At 72.4% G+C, this 19672-nt stretch carries 16 protein-coding genes and 1 riboswitch; of the genes, 13 read left to right on the top strand and 3 right to left on the bottom strand.

The window, feature by feature from the left end; genetic code table 11:
* The first annotated feature begins 1 nt into the window (after position 1).
* Positions 2-112: riboswitch (TPP riboswitch) on the top strand.
* The 4 genes from L2K70_RS09545 (at position 105) to L2K70_RS09530 (ending at position 4949) form a co-directional block, all read left to right on the top strand.
* Positions 105-1178, top strand: a complete 1074-nt coding sequence (locus tag L2K70_RS09545) for a thiamine ABC transporter substrate-binding protein (protein WP_236401604.1) — start codon at positions 105-107, stop codon at positions 1176-1178. It overlaps the preceding riboswitch by 8 nt.
* Positions 1179-1242: 64 nt before the next feature.
* On the top strand, positions 1243-2877 hold the full coding sequence (locus L2K70_RS09540; RefSeq protein WP_236401603.1) for an ABC transporter permease: 1635 nt from the start codon (positions 1243-1245) through the stop codon (positions 2875-2877).
* Complete coding sequence (locus L2K70_RS09535) at positions 2877-3881, top strand: ABC transporter ATP-binding protein (protein WP_236401602.1); 1005 nt, start codon at positions 2877-2879, stop codon at positions 3879-3881. The genes L2K70_RS09540 and L2K70_RS09535 overlap by 1 nt, the downstream gene beginning before the upstream one ends.
* A 21-nt stretch (positions 3882-3902) precedes the next feature.
* Positions 3903-4949, top strand: a complete 1047-nt coding sequence (locus L2K70_RS09530; RefSeq protein ID WP_236401601.1) for a phosphatase PAP2 family protein — start codon at positions 3903-3905, stop codon at positions 4947-4949.
* Positions 4950-5046: 97 nt separating this feature from the next.
* On the opposite strand, the gene L2K70_RS09525 is transcribed toward L2K70_RS09530, so the two are convergent.
* Positions 5047-6003, bottom strand: coding sequence for a putative endonuclease domain-containing protein (locus L2K70_RS09525; protein WP_236401600.1), 957 nt, complete (start codon positions 6001-6003; stop codon positions 5047-5049).
* A 324-nt stretch (positions 6004-6327) separates the two neighbouring features.
* Between L2K70_RS09525 and L2K70_RS09520 the strand changes: the two genes are divergently transcribed.
* A complete protein-coding gene (locus L2K70_RS09520; protein WP_236401599.1) occupies positions 6328-7788 on the top strand; it encodes a C40 family peptidase in 1461 nt (486 codons plus the stop codon).
* 141 nt (positions 7789-7929) lie between these two features.
* Here L2K70_RS09520 and L2K70_RS09515 read toward each other — a convergent pair whose 3' ends face one another.
* A complete protein-coding gene (locus L2K70_RS09515) occupies positions 7930-8811 on the bottom strand; it encodes a sulfotransferase domain-containing protein (RefSeq protein ID WP_236401598.1) in 882 nt (293 codons plus the stop codon).
* Between the two features lie 36 nt (positions 8812-8847).
* Between L2K70_RS09515 and L2K70_RS09510 the strand changes: the two genes are divergently transcribed.
* The 4 genes from L2K70_RS09510 to lon all read left to right on the top strand — a co-directional run bounded on the left by L2K70_RS09510 (position 8848) and on the right by lon (position 14657).
* Positions 8848-10935, top strand: coding sequence for an acyl-CoA dehydrogenase family protein (locus L2K70_RS09510; RefSeq protein ID WP_308195779.1), 2088 nt, complete (start codon positions 8848-8850; stop codon positions 10933-10935).
* Positions 10932-11603, top strand: coding sequence for a class I SAM-dependent methyltransferase (locus L2K70_RS09505; RefSeq protein ID WP_236401597.1), 672 nt, complete (start codon positions 10932-10934; stop codon positions 11601-11603). The genes L2K70_RS09510 and L2K70_RS09505 overlap by 4 nt, the downstream gene beginning before the upstream one ends.
* On the top strand, positions 11600-12193 hold the full coding sequence (locus tag L2K70_RS09500) for a hypothetical protein (protein WP_236401596.1): 594 nt from the start codon (positions 11600-11602) through the stop codon (positions 12191-12193). The genes L2K70_RS09505 and L2K70_RS09500 overlap by 4 nt, the downstream gene beginning before the upstream one ends.
* A 91-nt stretch (positions 12194-12284) precedes the next feature.
* Complete coding sequence (lon, locus tag L2K70_RS09495; protein WP_236401595.1) at positions 12285-14657, top strand: endopeptidase La; 2373 nt, start codon at positions 12285-12287, stop codon at positions 14655-14657.
* Between the two features lie 119 nt (positions 14658-14776).
* On the opposite strand, the gene L2K70_RS09490 is transcribed toward lon, so the two are convergent.
* Positions 14777-15328 carry an inorganic diphosphatase gene (locus L2K70_RS09490; protein WP_443689304.1) on the bottom strand — a complete coding sequence of 184 codons (552 nt, stop codon included), beginning with the start codon at positions 15326-15328 and terminating at the stop codon, positions 14777-14779.
* Positions 15329-15465: 137 nt separating this feature from the next.
* On the opposite strand from L2K70_RS09490, the gene dacB reads away from it, so the two are divergent.
* The 4 genes from dacB (at position 15466) to hpt (ending at position 19568) form a co-directional block, all read left to right on the top strand.
* Positions 15466-16884, top strand: coding sequence for a D-alanyl-D-alanine carboxypeptidase/D-alanyl-D-alanine endopeptidase (dacB, locus tag L2K70_RS09485; protein WP_236401594.1), 1419 nt, complete (start codon positions 15466-15468; stop codon positions 16882-16884).
* A gap of 130 nt (positions 16885-17014) precedes the next feature.
* Complete coding sequence (locus tag L2K70_RS09480) at positions 17015-18031, top strand: Rv3626c family coenzyme F420 biosynthesis-associated protein (protein WP_308195778.1); 1017 nt, start codon at positions 17015-17017, stop codon at positions 18029-18031.
* A complete protein-coding gene (gene tilS / locus L2K70_RS09475; protein ID WP_236401593.1) occupies positions 18028-19002 on the top strand; it encodes a tRNA lysidine(34) synthetase TilS in 975 nt (324 codons plus the stop codon). Before L2K70_RS09480 ends, tilS begins: the two co-directional genes overlap by 4 nt.
* Positions 19003-19016: 14 nt before the next feature.
* Positions 19017-19568 carry a hypoxanthine phosphoribosyltransferase gene (gene hpt, locus L2K70_RS09470; RefSeq protein ID WP_129476244.1) on the top strand — a complete coding sequence of 184 codons (552 nt, stop codon included), beginning with the start codon at positions 19017-19019 and terminating at the stop codon, positions 19566-19568.
* The last annotated feature ends 104 nt before the right edge of the window (positions 19569-19672 follow it).

The following is a 19672-nucleotide window of genomic DNA, read 5'->3' as shown; positions in this document are numbered from 1 at the left end:
ACCCACAAGACAGGGGAGCACGCGCGGGCGTGCTGAGAGTGCGGGCCAGACCGCAGACCCTCCGAACCTGATCCGGTTAGCACCGGCGATAGGGAGTCCACCCGATGCACGCACCCGTCCGCGCCCTCGCGGCGACCCTCACCGCACTCTCGCTCAGCAGCTGCAGCCTCATGGGAGGCGACGCCTCCGAGCCCAGCACGCCCACGTCGGCCGCCGACGGCAGCGGCACGACCGGCGGCACCGTCGTGCTCGCCACGCACGAGTCGTTCCACCTGCCGAAGAAGCTGGTCCGGGCCTTCGAGGAGGAGTCCGGCTACACCCTCGAGGTGCGGGCCGCCGGTGACGCCGGGACGCTGGCCACCAAGCTCAGCCTCACCGCGGACAACCCGGTCGCCGACGCCGCCTTCGGCATCGACAACACCTTCGCCTCGCGCCCGCTGGACGAGGGCGCCTTCGCGCCGTTCACACCCAGCGCCGAGCCGCCGGAGCAGTACGCCCTCGACGACGGTGCCGACCGGCTCGTCCCGATCGACTCCGCCAGCGTGTGCGTCAACGTCGACACCGCCTGGTTCGACAAGGAGGGCCTCCAGCCGCCGCGGACGCTCGACGACCTCACCGACCCGGCCTACGCCGACCTGCTCGTCACGCCCGGCGCCTCGACGAGCAGCCCCGGGATGGCGTTCTTCCTCGCGACCGTCGCGGCCTACGGCGACGACTGGCCGGACTACTGGAGCGACCTGATGGCCAACGGCGCCAAGGTCGTCGACGGCTGGGAGGACGCCTACTACGGCGACTTCACCGCCGCCGCCGAGAACGGCACCCGCCCGATCGTCGTGTCCTACGACTCCTCGCCGGCCTTCACCGTCAAGGACGGCAGGACCACCACGGCGGCGCTCCTCGACACCTGCTTCCGCCAGGTGGAGTACGCCGGCGTGCTGGCCGGTGCGGACGACCCCGACGGCGCGCAGGCGCTGGTCGACTGGATGCTCACCGACGAGGTGCAGAGCGCCCTGCCGGAGTCGATGTACGTCTTCCCGGTCATGCCCGGCGCGAGCGTGCCGGACGACTGGGCGAAGTTCGCCCCGCAGCCCACCGACCCCTACGAGGTAGCCCCCGACGAGATCGCCGCCAACCGCGAGCAGTGGCTGACGGAGTGGACCGACGTCGTGTCCCGATGACGTCCTGCCCATCGGTGGTCGAGGTGCGAGGAGCCCCGGCGACGAGCCTCGAGACCACCTCGACATGAGGCGCATCCTCGGCCTCCTCCTTCTCGCCGCCGGGCCGGTCCTCGTGCTCGGCGTCCTCTTCGTCCTGCCGGTGACCGGCATGGTCGCGGAGGGCTTCGTGGCCGACGGACGGTTCGCGCCGGGCGCGGTGATGGACGTCCTGGCCCGCCCGCGCGTGCACCGGGTCGCGTGGTTCACGGTGTGCACCTCGGGCGTCGCGACGCTGCTGTCGGTCGTCCTCGGCCTGCCGGCGGCGTACGCCCTGCACCGGCTGCGGCTGCCGGGCCGCGCGACGGTCCGGGCCGCGATGCTGGTGCCGTTCGTGCTGCCGACGGTCGTCGTCGGCGTCGCCTTCCGCCAGCTGCTGGGGGAGGGCGGGCCGCTCGGCCCGCTCGGCCTCGACGGGACTCCCGTCGCGATCGTCGCCGGGCTGGTCTTCTTCAACGTCGCCGTCGTCGTGCGCACCGTCGGGGTCGCGTGGGAGTCGCTCGACCCGCGGCCAGGGCAGGCGGCCGCCGCGCTGGGGGCATCACCGTGGCAGGTCCTGCGGACCGTGACGCTGCCCGCGCTCCGGCCCGCGATCGTGGGCGCGGCCAGCATCGTGTTCCTCTTCTGCGCGACGGCGTTCGGCATCGTGCTGACCCTCGGCGGGGTGCGGCACGCGACGGTCGAGACGGAGATCTACCTCCTGACGACCACCGTCTTCGACCTGCAGGCGGCCGCCGCGCTGTCGGTGCTGCAGATCATCGTGGTGCTCGGCCTGCTCGTCCTCGCCGCTCGCCTGCGCGCCGTACCGGACCCGACCGCCCAGCGCACGGTGACGCCCGCCCGGGCCGTACGCCGCGGCGACGCGCCCGTCGTCGTCGCGACGCTGCTCGTGCTCGGCGCGATGCTCGTGCCGGTCCTCGGCCTCGTGCTCGGGTCGTTGCGCGTCGGAGGCGAGTGGGGGCTGGGCAACTACCGGGCGCTGACCAGCGCGGGCGACGACCAGGCACTGGTCGAGCCGGTGACGTCGGCCCTCGCCACCAGCCTGCGCACGGCCGTCGACGCGACCTGGATGGCGCTCCTTGTGGGAACGCTCGTCGCCGCGATCGTGACCCGCCGCTCGCACTCGCTCGCCGAGCGCCGGGTGCGCTCGACCCTCGACGGGTTCTTCATGCTGCCGCTCGGCGTCAGCGCGGTGACCCTCGGCTTCGGCTTCCTGATCACGCTCGACCAGCCGCCGCTCGACCTGCGCGACTCGCCCCTGCTCGTGCCGATGGCGCAGGCCCTCGTCGCCCTGCCGCTCGTGGTCCGCACGCTGACCCCCGTGCTCGGCGGCATCGACGACCGGCAGCGCCAAGCGGCTGCGTCGCTCGGGGCGTCGCCGTGGCGCACCCTGCTCACCGTCGACCTCCCCGTGGCGTGGAAGCCGATGCTGGCGGCCAGCGGCTTCGCCTTCGCGGCGTCGCTGGGCGAGTTCGGGGCGACGTCGTTCCTTGCCCGCGACGACAGCCCGACGCTGCCGGTGGTGATCTTCCGGCTGCTCGGCCACCCCGGTGCGATGAACTACGGCATGGCCCTCGCCGCCTCCGTCGTCCTCGCCGTCGCCACGGCCGTGGTGATGCTGGCGGTCGAGCGGCTCCGCGTCCCCGGTGTGGGAGCGTTCTGATGACCCTCGCCCTCGACCACGTGACCGTCCGCTACGGCGACACCGCCGCGGTCGACGACGTCTCGCTCGACCTGGCGACCGGCCAGGTGCTCGCGGTGCTCGGGCCGTCGGGCTGCGGCAAGTCGACGCTGCTGCGCGCGGTCGCCGGCCTCGAACCGCTCTCCGCCGGGCGCATCTCCTGGGACGGCGCCGACCTGTCCGGCACGCCCACCCACAAGCGCGGGTTTGCGCTGATGTTCCAGGACGGGCAGCTCTTCGCCCACCTCACCGTCGCCCGCAACGTCGCCTACGCGCTGCGCCTGCGCCGTACGCCGTCCGCGCGGGTCGACGCACGCGTGCGCGAGCTGCTCTCGCTGGTGGGCCTCGAGGGGTACGACGACCGCCTGCCCGGCACGCTCTCGGGCGGCGAGCGGCAGCGCGTCGCGCTGGCCCGGGCGCTCGCCGTCGAGCCGCGGCTGATCCTCCTCGACGAGCCGCTGTCGGCCCTCGACGCGACGCTCCGCGAGCGGCTGGCCGGCGACCTCCGCGGCATCCTCCGGACGGCCGGCACGACCGCGCTGCTGGTCACCCACGACCACGAGGAGGCCTTCGCGCTCGCCGACCGGCTCGCGGTGATGCGCGCCGGGCGCGTGGTCCAGGGCGGCGCGATCGACGAGGTCTGGCGCGAGCCGGTCGACGAGGAGACCGCGCTCTTCCTCGGCTACGCCCGCGTGCTGCGCGACGACGCGGCCGCCCGGGTGCTGGCCGCGGCCGGCCTGCGGTCGTCGTACGCCGTCGCGCTGCGGCGTTCGGCGCTCGTCGTGGACGCCGACGGCCCACTGCGCGCCCGCGTCGAGCAGGCCCGGGTGACCCCGGAGCAGGTGCGGCTCGTGGTGGACGTCGACAGGGTCGGAGCCGTCGACGCGGTCGCGCCGCTGGGCACCCGCGTCTCGCCGGGCGACGAGGTGTCGCTGCGGGTCGACGTGACACGGCTCGCGGTCCTTCCGATCAGGGCGACCCCTTGACCGCTCCCTAGACTGAGCCCCGTGCACCGTCCGGCCTATGCCCTTCTCGTCGGCGTCGCCGCCACCATGGGCGTGCTGGCGCTGGTCGCGTCGTTCCACATCGGCCGCCCGCTGGTCGACCCGGAGGGCTTCCTCGGCCCGTCGTGGCTGAGGCTCCCGCTGCTGGTCCTCGGTGCCTTCCTGCTCGACCTGCTCCCGCGCACGCTCTGGGCCTCGCGCTTCAAGCCGGCCCTGATGCCCGCCATCGCACGCGAGCGGATCCGTGAGCACTGGGACCGCGAGCGCATCGTCCTCGTGGTGACCGGGCTCGTGAGCTTCTACATCACCTACGTCTGCTACCGGAACCTCAAGTCGTTCCTGCCGTTCATCATGGGCGAGGAGAAGTACGACCGCGAGCTCCACCTCGTCGACCGGGCGCTGATGTTCGGCCACGAGCCGGCGACGATCCTGCACACGATCTTCGGCACGGGCATCTCCGCGCACTTCCTCTCCACGATCTACCTGTGGTTCCTGCCGCTCGTGCCGCTGGCCCTGGCCGCCTGGCTGGTGTGGTCGCGCAACATCACCTTCGGCTACTGGTTCGCCACCTCGCAGTGCCTGGCCTGGAGCATCGGCACGGCGTCCTACTACGCGCTGCCCACCCTCGGCCCTGGCTTCCAGTACAGCTACCTCTACACCGACCTTCCCTCGACCGGCTCGAGCGCGCTGATGGAGGCGCTGTCCTACGGCCGCTCCAACGTGATCCGCTCCGGCGCCGAGGGGGCCGTCCAGTCCGTCGCCGGCTTCGCCTCTCTCCACGTCGCGATCACCCTGCTCGTCGCGCTGATGGTGCAGTACACGCTGCGCCACCGGATCCTGCACGTGATCTTCTGGGCCAACTTCGCGATCACCGTCGTGGCGACCCTCTACTTCGGCTGGCACTACATCGCCGACGACCTCGCCGGCGTCGTGATCGCCCTCTTCTCCTTCTGGCTCGGCGGGCTCGCCAGCGGCCAGAAGTTCGACCGCCACGGCCTCTCGTCCCACCCCACCTCGACCACCTCCCAGGTGCCCGTCGACGCCGAGTGACCGGCGTCCGATTCTGGAGTCACCGGATATCCGGTGACCGCAACGCCTGTCAGCCGAGATCCGGGCTGACAACCGTAGGACTCGGCAGCGAAGGTCGTCAGGCGACGCCGCTGTTGCGCGCCGCCATCACCTTCCGGATGCGGGTGGCGACGAGCTCGGGCCGGGCGAAGTCGGCCCACGTGATCCGGATGCACGTCCAGCCGGTGATCTGGCAAACGAGTACCTCGCGCCTTTTCTCCCGCATCAGGAACTCGTCCAGCGACTCGCCCTCGCGACGATGGCGCTCGTACTTGATCTTGCCGTCGAACTCGAGGAACACCCCGAGGTCGGGCCACGCGAAGTCCACCCGAGCAACGAGGACGCCCTGCTCGTCCCTGACGTCGAACTGGGGCTCCGGCTTGACGAGCCCCTGCCTGAATGCAAGGTAGCTGAAGCGGTCCTCGCCGACGGACTCCAGTCGACTGTCCGCGAGGTGGGTGACGAGGTTGGTCGTCAGGCTGCCCGGCCAGTCGCGGTGGGCGGCCGCCTGCTCCGTGAACTCGTCCATGGTCATGGCCTTCGCATGAAGCAGGCGGTTGACCGCGATCAGCCCACGTTCGACGCCGCCGAGGGTGGTCACTTCGAAGGCCGACCGGGCAGCGGTGCTCACCAGTACGCCGTTCAGCTCCTCGCAGTCCTCGGCGCCGAGGATGCCGCGATGGGGGACCCAGTCCCGCCTCTTGCGTCCGGCGCGCTGACCGCTGTCCGTGCGCGTCGTGTGCACGACGTCCAGGGGGAAGCCCCACAGGGAGATGCCACGCTCGACGAGTGACGACACGTGGGTGAGGGCGGTACTGCTGTGCGCCCTGGCCCTGACGGCGCGGGCGAGCAGCCGATGGCGGTCATCGATCGACAGCGACTCCCACGTCTCGTACGCGACGTAGGCGCCGTACCTGATGCGCTTGAGGACCTTCGCCCTGACCAGCCGATCGATCTGCGGGTCGGTGAGGCCGCTCGCGAGCAGGTCGCGACGGAGCTGGACGAGACCTTCGAGGTCCACCTGTGGCGTGATCATGGATGGCGCCTGCCCGTTCCGGGTCGCCGTACTCCCGCTGAAGCCCGCCTGTGGACAACCACTCGAACTCCGAGCTTGGTGGCGGAGTTTCACGGTTCGTAGCCGAGATCTGGGCAGTCAACCGTTGTGGTCACCGGGTATCCGGAGACTCCAGCGAGCGATGGTTGCAAACTACATGCATGTAGTTTGCAAGCCGACACGCCGAGCGATGGTGAAAAAGTTGAGAAAACTGTTCCCCATGTGACGAAAGTTCACTAGCGTGCCTCGCGTTGCCCGTGCGATGGGGAAGTCGCACGGTCTCCCGAGACCCCGAGGGGAACCCCCGTGCCCGTCGCTCCGCTGCCCCACCGCGCCCCCGCGCCACGTCGTACGACGTCGCGCTGGGCGGCGGTCGTGGTCCTGGTCGCCGGACTGGGGCTGGGTCCCGCAGCGGCGTTCGCCGACGACGACAGCGTGCCGACCGAGGCCGACGTCGCCGCCGCCGAGCGGGCCGCCACCGACAAGGGGCGCGACGTGGCCGCGGTGCAGGCGGACCTGATCCGCGCGAACCTCGCGCTCGACGACGCCGGTGACACCGCCGCCCGGGCCGCGGAGGCGTGGAACGGCGCCCGGTGGCGGGCGCAGGAGTCGCGCAAGGAGGCCGCCGAGGCGCAGGCCGCGGCCGAGGACGCGCAGGACGAGGTCGTCGCCCAGCGCGAGCTGTACGCCGCCACGGTGGTGCGGTCCTACGAGGAGGCCTCGCAGATCCAGGGCCTCGCCGCGGTCGTCGAGTCGGACGGCATCGCTGCGCTGATCGACCGGAGCATCACGGTAGGGAACACCTCGCAGGTCCTCGACCAGCAGTACGACGCCTTCACCGCCGCGTCGGCCGTCGCCGAGGTGACCGCCGCCGCCGCCGACCGCGCCGCCGAGCGCGCGAGCGCGGCGGAGGCCGAGGCCGAGGCCGCCAAGGACGCAGCCGCCCGGGCCCAGGCCGACGCGGGCACCCGTGCCGCGGAGATCGCGGCCGACAAGGCCGACCTCGTCGCCGAGCTCGCCGAGCTCCAGGGCATCAGCGTGCGGCTCGCCGAGCGCCGGCAGAGCGCCCTCGAGCAGGCCGCTGCCGAGGCGGCCGCCGCCGCGGCGCAGGCCCAGGCCGAGGCGCAGGCCCAGGCCGAGGCCGCGGCGCAGGCCCAGCAGCAGGCCCAGCAGCAGGCCCAGCATCAGGCCCAGCATCAGGCGACCAGCAAGCCCACTCCGACCGCGACCCCCACCCAGGCCCCCACGCCGACCCCCACGCCGACGAGCACGCCCAGCCACACCAGCACGCCGACCCCGACCGCCACGCCCACCCCGACGAGCACGCCAACACCCACGCCGACCCCGACCCCCACCCCGACCCCCACCCCGACCCCCACCCCGATCCCCACCCCGTCGCCCAGCGGCGGTGCGTCGGCAGCGGTCGCGTTCGCGACCTCGCAGATCGGCAAGCCCTACCGCTACGGCGCGGACGGCCCCGACGCGTGGGACTGCAGCGGCCTGACCGCCGGCTCGTGGGCGCGGGGCGGCACGTCGCTGCCGCACTACTCCGTCGCGCAGTACACCCAGTCGACGCCGATCTCCGCCGCCCAGCTCGCACCCGGCGACCTCGTCTTCTGGGGCTCGTCGAGCAACCCGTCGTCGATCTACCACGTCGCGATCTACGTCGGCGGCGGCCAGATCGTCCACGCCCCGCGCACCGGCCGCGACGTCAGCCAGGAGTCCATGTACTACTGGCGCACCCCGAACTTCTTCGCGCGCCCCTGAGCCTGCCTGCAGGCGCCCGGATGGGGCCGGCAGGGGCGCGCGGAGTGGACCGGGCTTGGCACCCGAGTCCTACGGTTGTCAGCCGAGATCTTGGCTGACAACCGTGGCGGTCACCGGACATCCGGTGACTCCAGAGCAGGCTCAGCGGACCTTCCGCGCGAACCGCGCGGCGAGCTCGCCCGGGTCGAGGTCGCCGTCGAGGACCAGGCGGGTCGGCCAGGCCGACGTGTCGATGCCGGAGAGCTCCTCGAACAGCGCGAGGTCGCGGGCGTACACCTCGGCGACGCGCGCCACGTCGTCCGCGGTCGGGGCGGTGCCGGGCACCTGCTCGGCGCCGGCGTGCCAGTTGCGCAGCGGCGGCACGCGCTCGAAGCGCGGCAGGTCCAGGAAGTCGGTGGTGCGGTGGATGGTGCTCTCGAAGTCGCCGAGCATCTGCCGCATCTCGAGCAGCAGCCACTGCTGGCGCCCGAAGAGCTCGAAGCCGCGCTGCAGCTGCTCGCCGTAGAACCCGCGCGCCAGGCCGGTCATGTGCCGCCACCGCATGGTGCGTACGACGGACGGGTCGGGCACCTCGTCCGGCAGGGAGGTGTGCGGCCACTCGGTGAGGAAGTCCGGCCAGTCGGGCCAGGCCAGGTTGCGCGAGCGGAGCATCACCCAGTGCGAGAACAGCCGCTCGAGGGGGTCGCGGAAGACCGCGACGAGCGGCATCGTCGGGCCGTAGGCGCGCATGCGCTCGAGCGCGTGCGGCCAGTAGAGGTACGTCGGTGAGGCGTCCCCGACGAGCCGGTGCACGGGTGCGCGGCGGGGGGCGGTGTAGTCGCGGGCGTAGTCGGGCGCCGACCAGTCGACGTCCTCGTCGTCGAAGTAATGGCGCTCCTTGTCCGGCGGCTGGCACACCAGCCGGTGCTGGTTCAGCGTCACCGCCAGCGTCGACGTACCGCCCTTCTGCACGCCGACGATCGCGTAGTTGTAGGCCATCGTCGCCCCGCCCTCGCCCGCCGGGGTGGCCTCAGACACGTTCATCGCCGCGAACCTACCGGCAGGGCTACTTTGGGACGCATGACTGTGGAGGATGCCACCGACCAGGTGCCACCGATCGCCGACGAGATGCCGACGCCCGTGCCGGAGAAGGACGGGCCGGCGGCGGTGCCCGACCACGACACGACGCACGCCACGGACAAGGGCTATCGACAGCCTGAGGTCGACGTGGCTGCGATGCGCACGCTCCTCGACGGGAAGTACGCCGAGGTCCGCGACCTCGTGCGGGCCAACCTCGCCGAGCACGCCAAGATCCTGGTCGACGAGGAGCAGATGACCACCGCGGACTTCCGTGAGCGGGTCAAGGACGTCGTGGTGATGATGGCCGAGACCGGGCAGACCGGCATGGGCTTCCCCGAGGAGTACGGCGGTGGCGGCGACCTCGGCGCCTCGATCGCCGCCTTCGAGACCCTCGCGATGGGCGACCTGTCGGTGCTGGTGAAGGTCGGTGTGCAGTTCGGCCTGTTCGGCGGCGCCATCCTCCAGCTCGGCACGAAGACCCACCACGACGCCTACCTCGCCGACCTCGTCAGCGGCCGCACCCTCGGCTGCTTCGCGATGACCGAGAGCGGCCACGGCTCCAACGTGCAGGCCCTCGGCACCGTGGCGTCGTACGACGTCGAGGCGCAGGAGTTCGTGATCACGACCCCCGACGACGCGAGCCGCAAGGACTACATCGGCAACGCCGCCGCGCACGCGGAGGTCGCGGCCGTCTTCGCCCAGCTCGAGGTCGACGGCGAGCGCCACGGCGTGCACGCCTTCGTCGTCCCGATCCGCGAGGACGGCCGGGTCCTCGACGGCGTGCGCATCGAGGACTGCGGCCCCAAGATGGGCCTCAACGGCGTCGACAACGGCCGCATCTGGTTCGACGGCGTGCGCGTCCCCCGCAACGCGCTGCTCAACCAGTTCGCCGAGGTGACGCCCGAGGGCCGCTACCTCTCGCCGATCGACAACCCCAACCGGCGCTTCTTCACGATGCTGGGCACGCTCGTGCAGGGGCGGGTCTGCGTCGGCGGCGCCGGCATCAACGCCGCCAAGGTCGCGCTGACCATCGCGACCCGCTACGCCGTACGACGCCGCCAGTTCGAGGCGGTCTCGCCCGACGAGGAGCAGGTGCTGCTCGACTACGGCATGCACCAGCGCCGGCTGCTGCCGCTGATCGCGCGCACGTACGCCCTCCACTTCGCGCAGGAGGTCGTGGCGGGCCAGCTGCACGACGTCTTCTCCGGTCCCGGGCCCACCGAGGAGGGCGCGGACGAGCATGCCCGCCGGATGCTCGAGTCCCGGGCCGCCGCGACCAAGGCGCTCGGCACCTGGCACGCCACCCGGACGATCCAGGAGTGCCGCGAGGCCTGCGGTGGCGCCGGGTACATCAGCGAGAACCGCTTCGCCGCGCTCAAGGCCGACACCGACGTCTTCACCACCTTCGAGGGCGACAACCACGTCCTGCTCCAGCTGGTCGCGAAGGGGTTGCTCACCGACTACGCAGGCGAGTTCGAGGACATGGACCAGCTCGGGATGGCCCGCTTCGTGGCGGGCCTCGCGGTCGAGACCGTGGTCGAGCGCACGTCGGTGCACAAGCTCGTCCAGTCGGTGCGCGACCTGCTGCCGGGCGGGGAGAAGTGGGACCAGGAGGCCGGCCTGCTCGACCCCAACTACCAGCTCGCCATGCTGCGCTTCCGCGAGGAGCACATGATCGGCGGCGTCGCGCGGCGGCTCAAGCGCGGGATCGACCAGGGCCAGAACCCCGGCGCCGTCTTCTCCCGCGTGCAGGACCACGTCATCGCCGCGGCCCAGGCGCACGCCGAGCGGCTGGTGCTGGAGGCGTTCGTCGCGAAGGTGGCGGAGGTTCCCGACGGGGACCTCAAGGTCGCCCTCAACCTGCTCTGCGACCTCCACGCGCTCAGCACGATCGAGGCCGACCGGGCGTGGTTCATGGAGCACGGCAGGCTCTCGAGCCAGCGGTCGAAGGCGATCAGCCGCGAGGTCGGCTCGCTGTGCCGCAAGCTCCGCCCGCTGGCGGTCGACCTGGTGGACGCCTTCGGTGTGCCCCAGGAGATGCTGCGCAGCCCCGAGCTGCTCACCTGGACGGACACCGGACCGGCGTGAGGATCTCCGGGCTGGGGAGCTGGCGCGAGGACGGTCTCTGGTCCTACGTCTACCCCTGGCTCGTCGAGCACCCGGAGGTCGGGCGTCCGGCATGGCGCCTCGGCACCGGGAGCGACCTGCGGCTGATCGACGAGGCCGCCGCCGAGATCGGGACGCTCCCGGCAGGCGCACGCGTCCTCGACGTCCCGAGCGGGTCCGGCGTGGCCCTCCGTGGGCTGCGCCCCGGCCAAGGGGTCCAGGTCGTCTCCGCCGACATCTCCACGACCATGCTCGGGCGCACCCTGGGCACGGCCCGTGCGCGCGGTGTCGCCGACCAGGTCTCACCTGCGGTCGCCGACGCCGGCGCCCTGCCCTTCGCGGACGACGCCTTCGACCTCGTCGTGTCCTTCACCGGGCTGCACTGCTTCCCCGATCCCCGCACCGCCATCGACGAGATGGTGCGCGTGCTCGCTCGCGGTGGCGTGATCACCGGCAGCTCGATCTTCACCGACACGGGGGTCCGCTACGAACCGCTCCGCCGGGCGGGCGCGCGGGCCGGGATCCTCGGACCGATGTGCTCGACGAGCGACGCAATTCGCTGGCTGCGCGCGGCCGGGTGCGACACGGTGGACCTCCGCATCCACGGAGCGCTCGGCTACTTCCGGGCCACGAAGGGGGACGAGCGATGACGTTCGGGGGAGCACCCACCCGGTGGGAGCCGGCCGGCGCGAGCAGGGGAGTCGCGTTGGTCGCACCCGGGCGGGCGTACCCACCCTCCGCGCCGCTGCTGGAGTTCGCACGCCGAGCGCTCGTCCAGCACGGCTTCACGGTCCAGCAGATCTGGTGGGACTCGACCTCACGCGACGAGGGCGAGAACCCCGAGCAGTGGGTACGCCGCCACGTCGAGGCCGCGCACGCCGCGGAGCTGCGTTCGTCCGGGGTGGGCGACCGCGTGCTGGTGGTCGGCAAGTCGCTCGGCACCCGCGCCGCGTCGTACGCCGCCGAGCACGGGCTCGACGCGATCTGGCTGACACCCCTGCTGGTCGACCCGGTGATGGTCGAGGCGATCGCCGCCAACGCCGGACGGCAGCTCCTGGTCGGCGGCCTCCGGGACGAGCTCTGGGACGCCGCGACCGCGCGCGAGCTCGCCGGCGGCGGCTGTGACGTGCTCGAGGTGCCGGACGCCGACCACGCGATGGGCACCTACGACGCGGTTCGGACCGCCGAGATCCACCTCGAGGTCGCCCGCGCCCTCGACCTGTTCCTGTCGGGCCTCTGACCCGGACCGGCGTTACAGCGGGGAGTACGCCGTTCGCGGTGGGCGAACCGCGAACCGGAACATGCCTCCGCTTGTCCTGCGTTGAGACGGCATGACGAACAACCTCTCGCTTCCCACCTCGCTTCCAGTGGTGTTCCTCCACGACACGGTCCTGCTCCCCGGCATGGTCGTGCCCATCGAGCTCGACGAGTCCGCCCGCGCCGCGATCGACGCCGCCCGGCTCGCGCACGACGCCTCCCAGGCGTCACGTCCCGACGACGAGCCCACCCGCGTGCTCGTCGCCCCGCGCCTCGAGGACCGCTACGCCACCCACGGTGTCGTCGCGGTCGTCGACCGGGTCGGCCGCTTCGCCGGCGGCAAGCCCGCCGCCGTCCTGCGCGCCGAGCGTCGCGTCGCCATCGGTGCCGGCGTGACCGGCCCCGGCGCCGCCCTCTGGGTCGAGGCCGAGCCCGTCGCCGAGACGCAGGTGACCGACGAGCTCCGCGAGCTGGCGGAGGACTACCGCACGCTCGTCGTCTCGATCCTGGAGCGCCGCGAGGCCTGGCAGGTCATCGAGAACGTACGACGCATCGCCGACCCGGGTGCGCTCGCCGACACCTCCGGCTACGCGCCGTACCTCACCGACGACCAGAAGCGACAGGTCCTCGAGACGCCCGACGTGGGCGAGCGCCTGCGGCTGCTGGTCGGGTGGACCCGCGCCTACGACACCGAGGACGAGGTCACCGACAAGATCAGCAACGACGTCCGCGAGGGCCTGGAGAAGACGCAGCGCGAGTTCGTGCTCCGCCAGCAGCTCGCCGCGATCCGCAAGGAGCTCGGCGAGGGCGAGCCCGACGGCTCGGACGACTACCGGGCGCGCGTCGAGGCCGCCGACCTGCCCGAGGCGGTGCGCGAGGCGGCGCTGCGCGAGGTCGACAAGCTCGAGCGCTCGAGCGACCAGAACCCCGAGGCCGGCTGGATCCGCACCTGGCTCGACACGGTCCTCGGGCTGCCGTGGAACGAGCGGACCGAGGACTCCCACGACGTCGCGGCCGCCCGAGCGGTGCTCGACGCCGATCACCACGGCCTCGACGAGGTCAAGGACCGCATCACCGAGTACCTCGCCGTCCGCGCTCGCCGCGCCGAGCGCGGGCTGCAGGTCATCGGCGGTCGCGGCTCGGGCGCGGTCGTGCTGCTGGCAGGCCCTCCCGGCGTCGGCAAGACGTCGCTGGGGGAGTCCGTCGCGCGCTCCCTCGGCCGGACGTTCGTCCGCGTCGCCCTCGGCGGCGTCCGCGACGAGGCGGAGATCCGGGGGCACCGGCGGACGTACGTCGGCGCGCTGCCGGGCCGCATCGTCCGCGCGATCAGGGAGGCCGGGTCGATGAACCCGGTCGTCCTGCTCGACGAGGTGGACAAGGTCGGTGCCGACTACCGCGGCGACCCGGCGGCCGCGCTGCTGGAGGTGCTCGACCCGGCGCAGAACCACACCTTCCGCGACCACTACCTCGAGCTCGACCTCGACCTGTCCGACGTCCTCTTCATCGCGACGGCCAACGTCGTCGAGCAGATCCCGTCGGCCCTGCTCGACCGGATGGAGCTCGTCACGATCGACGGCTACACCGAGGACGACAAGGTCGCCATCGCCCGCGACTTCCTGGTGCCCCGCCAGCTCGAGCGCGCCGCCCTCACGGCTGACGAGGTGACGGTCTCCGATGAGGCGCTCGGCGAGCTCGCCGCCAACTACACCCGCGAGGCCGGCGTGCGCCAGCTCGAGCGGCTGCTGGCCAAGGCGTTCCGCAAGGCCGCGACGCGGCTCGCGACCGGCGAGGTGGAGCGGCTCGACGTCGGCCTCGAGGACCTCAAGGACCTCGTCGGCCGGCCGCGCTTCACGCCCGACAGCCACGAGCGCACCGACGTGCCCGGAGTCGCCACCGGCCTGGCCGTGACGGGCCTCGGCGGAGACGTGCTGTACGTCGAGACGTCCGTCGCCGAGGGCACCGCGGGACTCACCGTCACCGGCCAGCTCGGCGACGTGATGAAGGAGTCCGCGTCGATCGCACTGTCGTGGGTGCGGGCGCACGCCACGGAGCTCGGCATCGAGCCGTCGGCCTTCGAGCGGTCGATCCACGTCCACTTCCCGGCGGGCGCCGTCCCCAAGGACGGGCCGTCCGCGGGCGTCACGATGGTCACCGCACTCGTGTCTCTGCTCACCGGCCGACCGGTGCGCTCGGACGTCGGCATGACCGGCGAGGTCTCGCTGTCGGGCCGGGTGCTGCCGATCGGCGGCCTCAAGCAGAAGCTGCTGGCCGCGCAGCGCGCCGGACTGTCGACGGTGTTCGTCCCCGAGCGCAACCGCCCGGACCTGGACGACGTACCGGCCGAGCTGCTCGCCGAGCTCGAGGTGCGGCCCGTCGGACGGGTGACCGACATCCTGGCCGAGGCCCTCGAGCCGGTGGGTGCGGTGAGCGAAGCGACCGCCGCCTGACCCACCTGGCACCAACCGGCCAGAACGCCTGTAACGCCGGGTTACGAGCTGTGACCACCCCCATGCACGGGGGTGGGTACAGCAGCTAACCCGGCGTTACAGCGCGAGAGGCCCGAGGCTCAGGCGTCCTCGCCGAGGCTGTCGTCGGCGATGTTGTCGAGGTCGTCGCCGTGGCCCTCGGTCGTGAAGCGCTCGAAGGAGGCCTGGACCTCGGCCTCGGCCTCGGTGCGGCCGACCCAGTCGGCGCCCTCGACGGACTTGCCGGGCTCGAGGTCCTTGTAGACCTCGAAGAAGTGCTGGATCTCGAGCCGGTCGTACTTGGAGACGTGGTTGATGTCGCGCAGGTGCTCGAGGCGCGGGTCGTGGGCGGGCACGCAGAGGACCTTGTCGTCGCCGCCGGCCTCGTCGGTCATCCGGAACATCCCGATCGCGCGGCACTCGATGATGCAGCCGGGGAAGGTCGGCGACTGGAGGATCACCAGCGCGTCGAGCGGGTCGCCGTCCTGGCCGAGGGTGTTCTCGATGAAGCCGTAGTCGGCCGGGTAGGCGGTCGAGGTGAAGAGCATGCGGTCGAGGCGGATGCGCCCGGTCTCGTGGTCGACCTCGTACTTGTTGCGCTCACCCTTGGGGATCTCCACCAGCACGTCGAACGTCAGCACGTCTTCCTCCATCTCGGCACGTCATCGGGCCCTCGTCGCGCGTCCGGCGGTGGGCCCGACGCGTCGTCCTGGGGGCAGTCTCGCGCACAATGACCCCGATGCGCGAAGCGAGAGGGTCCAAACGGAGGGGACGTGAGGTACGCCACCTCGTGAGCCGCTGGCTGCCGGTGGTGCTCGTCCTGGCGATCCTCGGCGCCGGCGTCGGGGCCTACCGCTTCGAGTGGGGCCAGCGCTACCTCCCGTGGCTCGCCGCCGACCCGGCGACCGAGCCCGAGGCGGTCCCCCCGCCCGCCGGGCTGGAGCTGCCCGCGTGGGACACCGCCGTGGACGAGCCGGACCCGGTCCCGACGGACGCGGACGTCGTCCCGGACCGCGTCGCTGCCGCCGTCACCGCCGACCTCGCCGACCCCGACCTCGGCAGGCACGTCGTCGGCGCCGTGGGCTCGCTGACCCCGGGCGGGCCGGTGTGGACGACCGGCGACGGGCGCTACCTGCCCGCCTCGACGACCAAGCTCCTGACTCTCGGAGCCGCGCTCGCCACCCTCGGACCCGACCACACCTTCACGACCAGGGTCGTGCGCGGCGAGAGGCCGCGCGAGGTGGTCCTGGTCGGTGGCGGCGACCCGTTGCTGGTGAGCCAGCCGCTGACGCTCGCCGAGGCCGAGTCGACGTACCCCGCCCGGGCGGACGTGACCACCCTCGCCCTCACCGCGGCCAAGGCCCTCGGCGGGCGCGGTCGCGTCACGGTCCGCTTCGACGACAGCCTCTTCACCGGGCCGACGGACAACCCGGCGTGGCGCCGCGACTACGTGCCCGACGACATCGTCAGCCCCATCACGGCGCTGATGGTCGACAGCGGGATCGCGCCCGACCAGCTGTCCCGGTCCGACGACCCCTCGCTGGCCGCCGCCCAGGTGTTCGCCTCCGCCCTCGCCTCAGCGGGCCTGAAGGTGGTCGGCGCGCCCGAGCGGGTCGTCGTACCGCCCGGGACCGAGGAGCTCGCCTCCGTCGAGAGCGCACCCCTCTCGGAGATCGCCGAGCGGATCATCGACGTCAGCGACAACGAGGGTGCGGAGGTGGTCGGCCACCAGATCGGCCTCGCGGTGTCGGGGGATGGGTCCTTCGCCGGCGGCGCCGCCGCGGTCCTCGACACCCTCCGCGGGCTGGGCATCGACGTGACCGGCGACGAGGTGTACGACGGCTCGGGCCTGTCGCGACGCAACCGCGTCTCCACCGCCACGATGCTCGCGCTCGTCCAGCACGCCGCCGGCCCGGACGGCGAAGACCTGCGCAATCTCGTCACCGGCCTGCCGATCGCCGGCTTCACCGGTTCGCTGACCTACCGCTTCGACGAGGGCCCGGCGATCGCCCGCGGACTGGTGCGCGCCAAGACCGGCACCCTGACCGGGGTGCACGCCCTCGCGGGCATCGCCGTCGGCCGCGACGGCGAGCCGATGGCCTTCGTCTTCGGCGCCGACAAGTCGCCGGACGCGAAGAAGCTCGACGCCCAGCAGGCGCTCGACCGGGCCGCCGCCGCGCTGGCCGCCTGCCGCTGCTCGACTCCCTGACCTCTCCGGTGGTTGAGGTGCGAGCGCAGCGAGCCTCGAAACCACGTGCGGCATCGCGGGTCTCGAGGCTCGTCGCTGGCGCTCCTCGCACCTCGACCAGCGATTCTTCGCTCCCGGCTACTGTCGCAGCATGAACATGGTGGACTGGGACTTCGCGGTGACCGTCGGGTCCAGGGTGGCCGGGCCGGGGCCGGTCGTGTCCACCGACGAGGCGCTCGCGGCGGTCGCGGAGCTGCGCGATGGCGCCGACCGCTCGACCCCGCTGGTGCAGGAGTTCACCGGTCTGCGCACCGAGGCCGGGACCGCGCCGGTGCTCGTGGTCGACAGGGGCGGGTGGATCCAGGCCAACGCCGACGGCTTCGCCAAGATCCTCGCCCCGATCGTCGACCGGCTGGTCGAGAAGAAGGGCCAGCCCGGCGCCGTCGCCGGCGCGATCGGCTCACGGGTGACCGGCGCCGAGGTCGGCCTGATGCTCGGCTTCCTCGGCACCAAGGTGCTCGGCCAGTTCGACCCCTTCTACGCGCCCCACGGCCGGCTGCTCCTGGTCGCGCCCAACATCGTCCACACCGAACGCGAGATCGGCGCCGACCCGACCGACTTCCGGCTCTGGGTCTGCCTCCACGAGGAGACGCACCGGGTCCAGTTCACCGCCAACCCCTGGCTCGGTGACCACCTGCTCGCCCAGATGGACCAGGTGGCTGGGTCGATCGAGCCGAGCGCGCTCCTCGACGGCCTGCGCCGCGGTGCGGAGGCGATCAGGAGCGGCAGCGGGAGCATCATCGACCTCGTCTCGACGCCCGAGCAGAAGGAGGTCCTCGACCGCGTCACCGGCGTGATGTCCCTGCTCGAGGGCCACGCCGACGTCGTGATGGACGGCGTCGGACCCACCGTGATCCCGTCGGTGGAGAAGATCCGCAAGAAGTTCAACCAGCGCCGCCAGGGCGTCGGCACCCTCGACAAGCTGCTGCGCCGGCTGCTCGGCCTCGACGCCAAGATGGCGCAGTACCGCGACGGCGCCGGCTTCGTCCGCCACGTGGTCGACAAGGTCGGCATGGACGACTTCAACGCCGTCTGGAGCGGACCGGAGACGTTGCCGTCGAAGGCGGAGATCACCGACCCCGACGCCTGGATCACCCGCGTCCTGTGACGCTCCACCCGTCCGTCGCCGCGGTCCGGGTGCCGGTCCGCGCGACGCTGTCGCCCCTCGACCCCGGCGACGTCGTCGCCGTCGCGTGCAGCGGGGGCGCCGACTCGCTTGCTCTCGCCTCGGCCGCCGTCTTCGAGGGGCACAAGCTCGGCCTGCGGGTCGTCGGCGTCACCGTCGACCACGGCCTCCAGGCCGGCTCCGCGGAGCAGGCCGGTCGCGTCGTGTCCCATCTCGCGGAGCTGGGCGTCGACGAGACCCTGACGGCTCGTGTGCAGGTCGACGGCAGCTCCGGGCTGGGACCCGAGGCGGCGGCCCGCGAGGCGAGGTACGCCGTCCTGGAGGAGGTCGCCGACCGGCTCTCGGCCCGGCTCGTGCTGCTCGGCCACACCCTGGACGACCAGGCCGAGACGGTGCTGCTCGGTCTCACCCGGGGCTCGGGTGGCCGCTCGTTGCAGGGGATGCGGCCGGGCTTCGGGGTGTTCGCGCGACCGCTGCTCGCCGTACGACGTGACGACACCCTCACCGCCTGCCAGGTCGAGGGCCTCGAACCGTGGGACGACCCGCACAACGACGACCCCGGCTACACCCGGGTGCGCGTACGACGCCGGGTCCTGCCGGTCCTCGAGGACGAGCTCGGCCCCGGGATCGCCGAGGCGCTCGCCCGCACGGCCGACCAGCTGCGCGACGACACCGCGCTCCTCGACGACCTGGCGCGGGCCGCGCTCGACGCCGCCCGCCGGGCCGAGGGGCTCGACGTCGAGGCGCTCGCCGCCCAGCCGCCGGCCCTGCGCCACCGGGTCATCCACGCCTCCGCCCTCGCCGCCGGCGTGCCCCCGGCCGAGCTGACCCGGCGCCACGTCCTTGAGGTCGACCGCCTCCTCGTCGCGTGGCGCGGCCAGCAGTGGGTCGACCTCCCCGGGCACCTCCGCGCGCTGCGTCGTGACGGCCTGCTCGTGCTCGAGCGCCCCTGACTAGGCTGCAGCCCATGGACTCGTCCCACGTGGAGCACGACCTGGTCAACATCCTCTTCACCGAGGCGCAGATCCAGCAGCGACTGGGAGAGATGGCGCTCCAGATCACCGAGGACTACGAGGGCCGCGACCTGCTCGTCGTCGGCGTGCTGCGCGGTGCGGTGATGGTGATGGCGGACCTTGCGCGGGCGATGCCGGTCCACCTCGAGATGGACTGGATGGCCGTGAGCTCCTACGGCTCCGGCACGAAGTCGAGCGGCGTGGTGCGGATCCTCAAGGACCTCGACACCGACATCAGCGGGCGTGACGTGCTGATCGTCGACGAGATCATCGACACCGGGCTGACGCTGAGCTGGCTGGTCAACAACCTCTCGAGCCGCAACCCGGCCAGCGTCGAGATCGCCACGCTGCTGCGCAAGCCCGAGGCGTTGTCGATGCCTGTCGAGCCCAAGTACGTCGGCTGGGACATCCCCAACGAGTTCGTCGTCGGCTACGGCCTCGACTACCGCGAGCGCTACCGCAACCTGCGTGACATCGGCACGCTCGCGCCGCACGTCTACTCGTGAGCGCGGGGGACCGGTCGCCGACAGAGGGCGAAGTGGTCGCCTCGCTTCACCCCGCCTGAAAGAATGGGCTCCCGCGCGACCTGTACGGTCGCCCCACCAACTCC

It is taken from the genome of Nocardioides potassii (assembly GCF_021648885.1).
Classification (GTDB): Bacteria; Actinomycetota; Actinomycetes; order Propionibacteriales; family Nocardioidaceae; genus Nocardioides; species Nocardioides potassii.
Note: the sequence above shows the minus strand (reverse complement) of the source record. Positions and strands in the feature narration are given on the sequence as shown.

Bases quoted from the DNA above. Each gene is read 5' to 3' on its own strand.
- L2K70_RS09535 (WP_236401602.1), top strand. From the start codon at position 2,877: ATGACCCTCGCCCTCGACCACGTGACCGTCCGCTACGGCGACACCGCC.
- L2K70_RS09545 (WP_236401604.1), top strand. From the start codon at position 105: ATGCACGCACCCGTCCGCGCCCTCGCGGCGACCCTCACCGCACTCTCG.
- hpt (WP_129476244.1), top strand. From the start codon at position 19,017: ATGGACTCGTCCCACGTGGAGCACGACCTGGTCAACATCCTCTTCACC.
- L2K70_RS09525 (WP_236401600.1), bottom strand. From the start codon at position 6,003: ATGATCACGCCACAGGTGGACCTCGAAGGTCTCGTCCAGCTCCGTCGC.
- L2K70_RS09490 (WP_443689304.1), bottom strand. From the start codon at position 15,328: ATGGAGGAAGACGTGCTGACGTTCGACGTGCTGGTGGAGATCCCCAAG.
- L2K70_RS09500 (WP_236401596.1), top strand. From the start codon at position 11,600: ATGACGTTCGGGGGAGCACCCACCCGGTGGGAGCCGGCCGGCGCGAGC.
- L2K70_RS09480 (WP_308195778.1), top strand. From the start codon at position 17,015: ATGAACATGGTGGACTGGGACTTCGCGGTGACCGTCGGGTCCAGGGTG.
- L2K70_RS09540 (WP_236401603.1), top strand. From the start codon at position 1,243: ATGAGGCGCATCCTCGGCCTCCTCCTTCTCGCCGCCGGGCCGGTCCTC.
- L2K70_RS09515 (WP_236401598.1), bottom strand. From the start codon at position 8,811: ATGAACGTGTCTGAGGCCACCCCGGCGGGCGAGGGCGGGGCGACGATG.
- L2K70_RS09510 (WP_308195779.1), top strand. From the start codon at position 8,848: ATGACTGTGGAGGATGCCACCGACCAGGTGCCACCGATCGCCGACGAG.
- lon (WP_236401595.1), top strand. From the start codon at position 12,285: ATGACGAACAACCTCTCGCTTCCCACCTCGCTTCCAGTGGTGTTCCTC.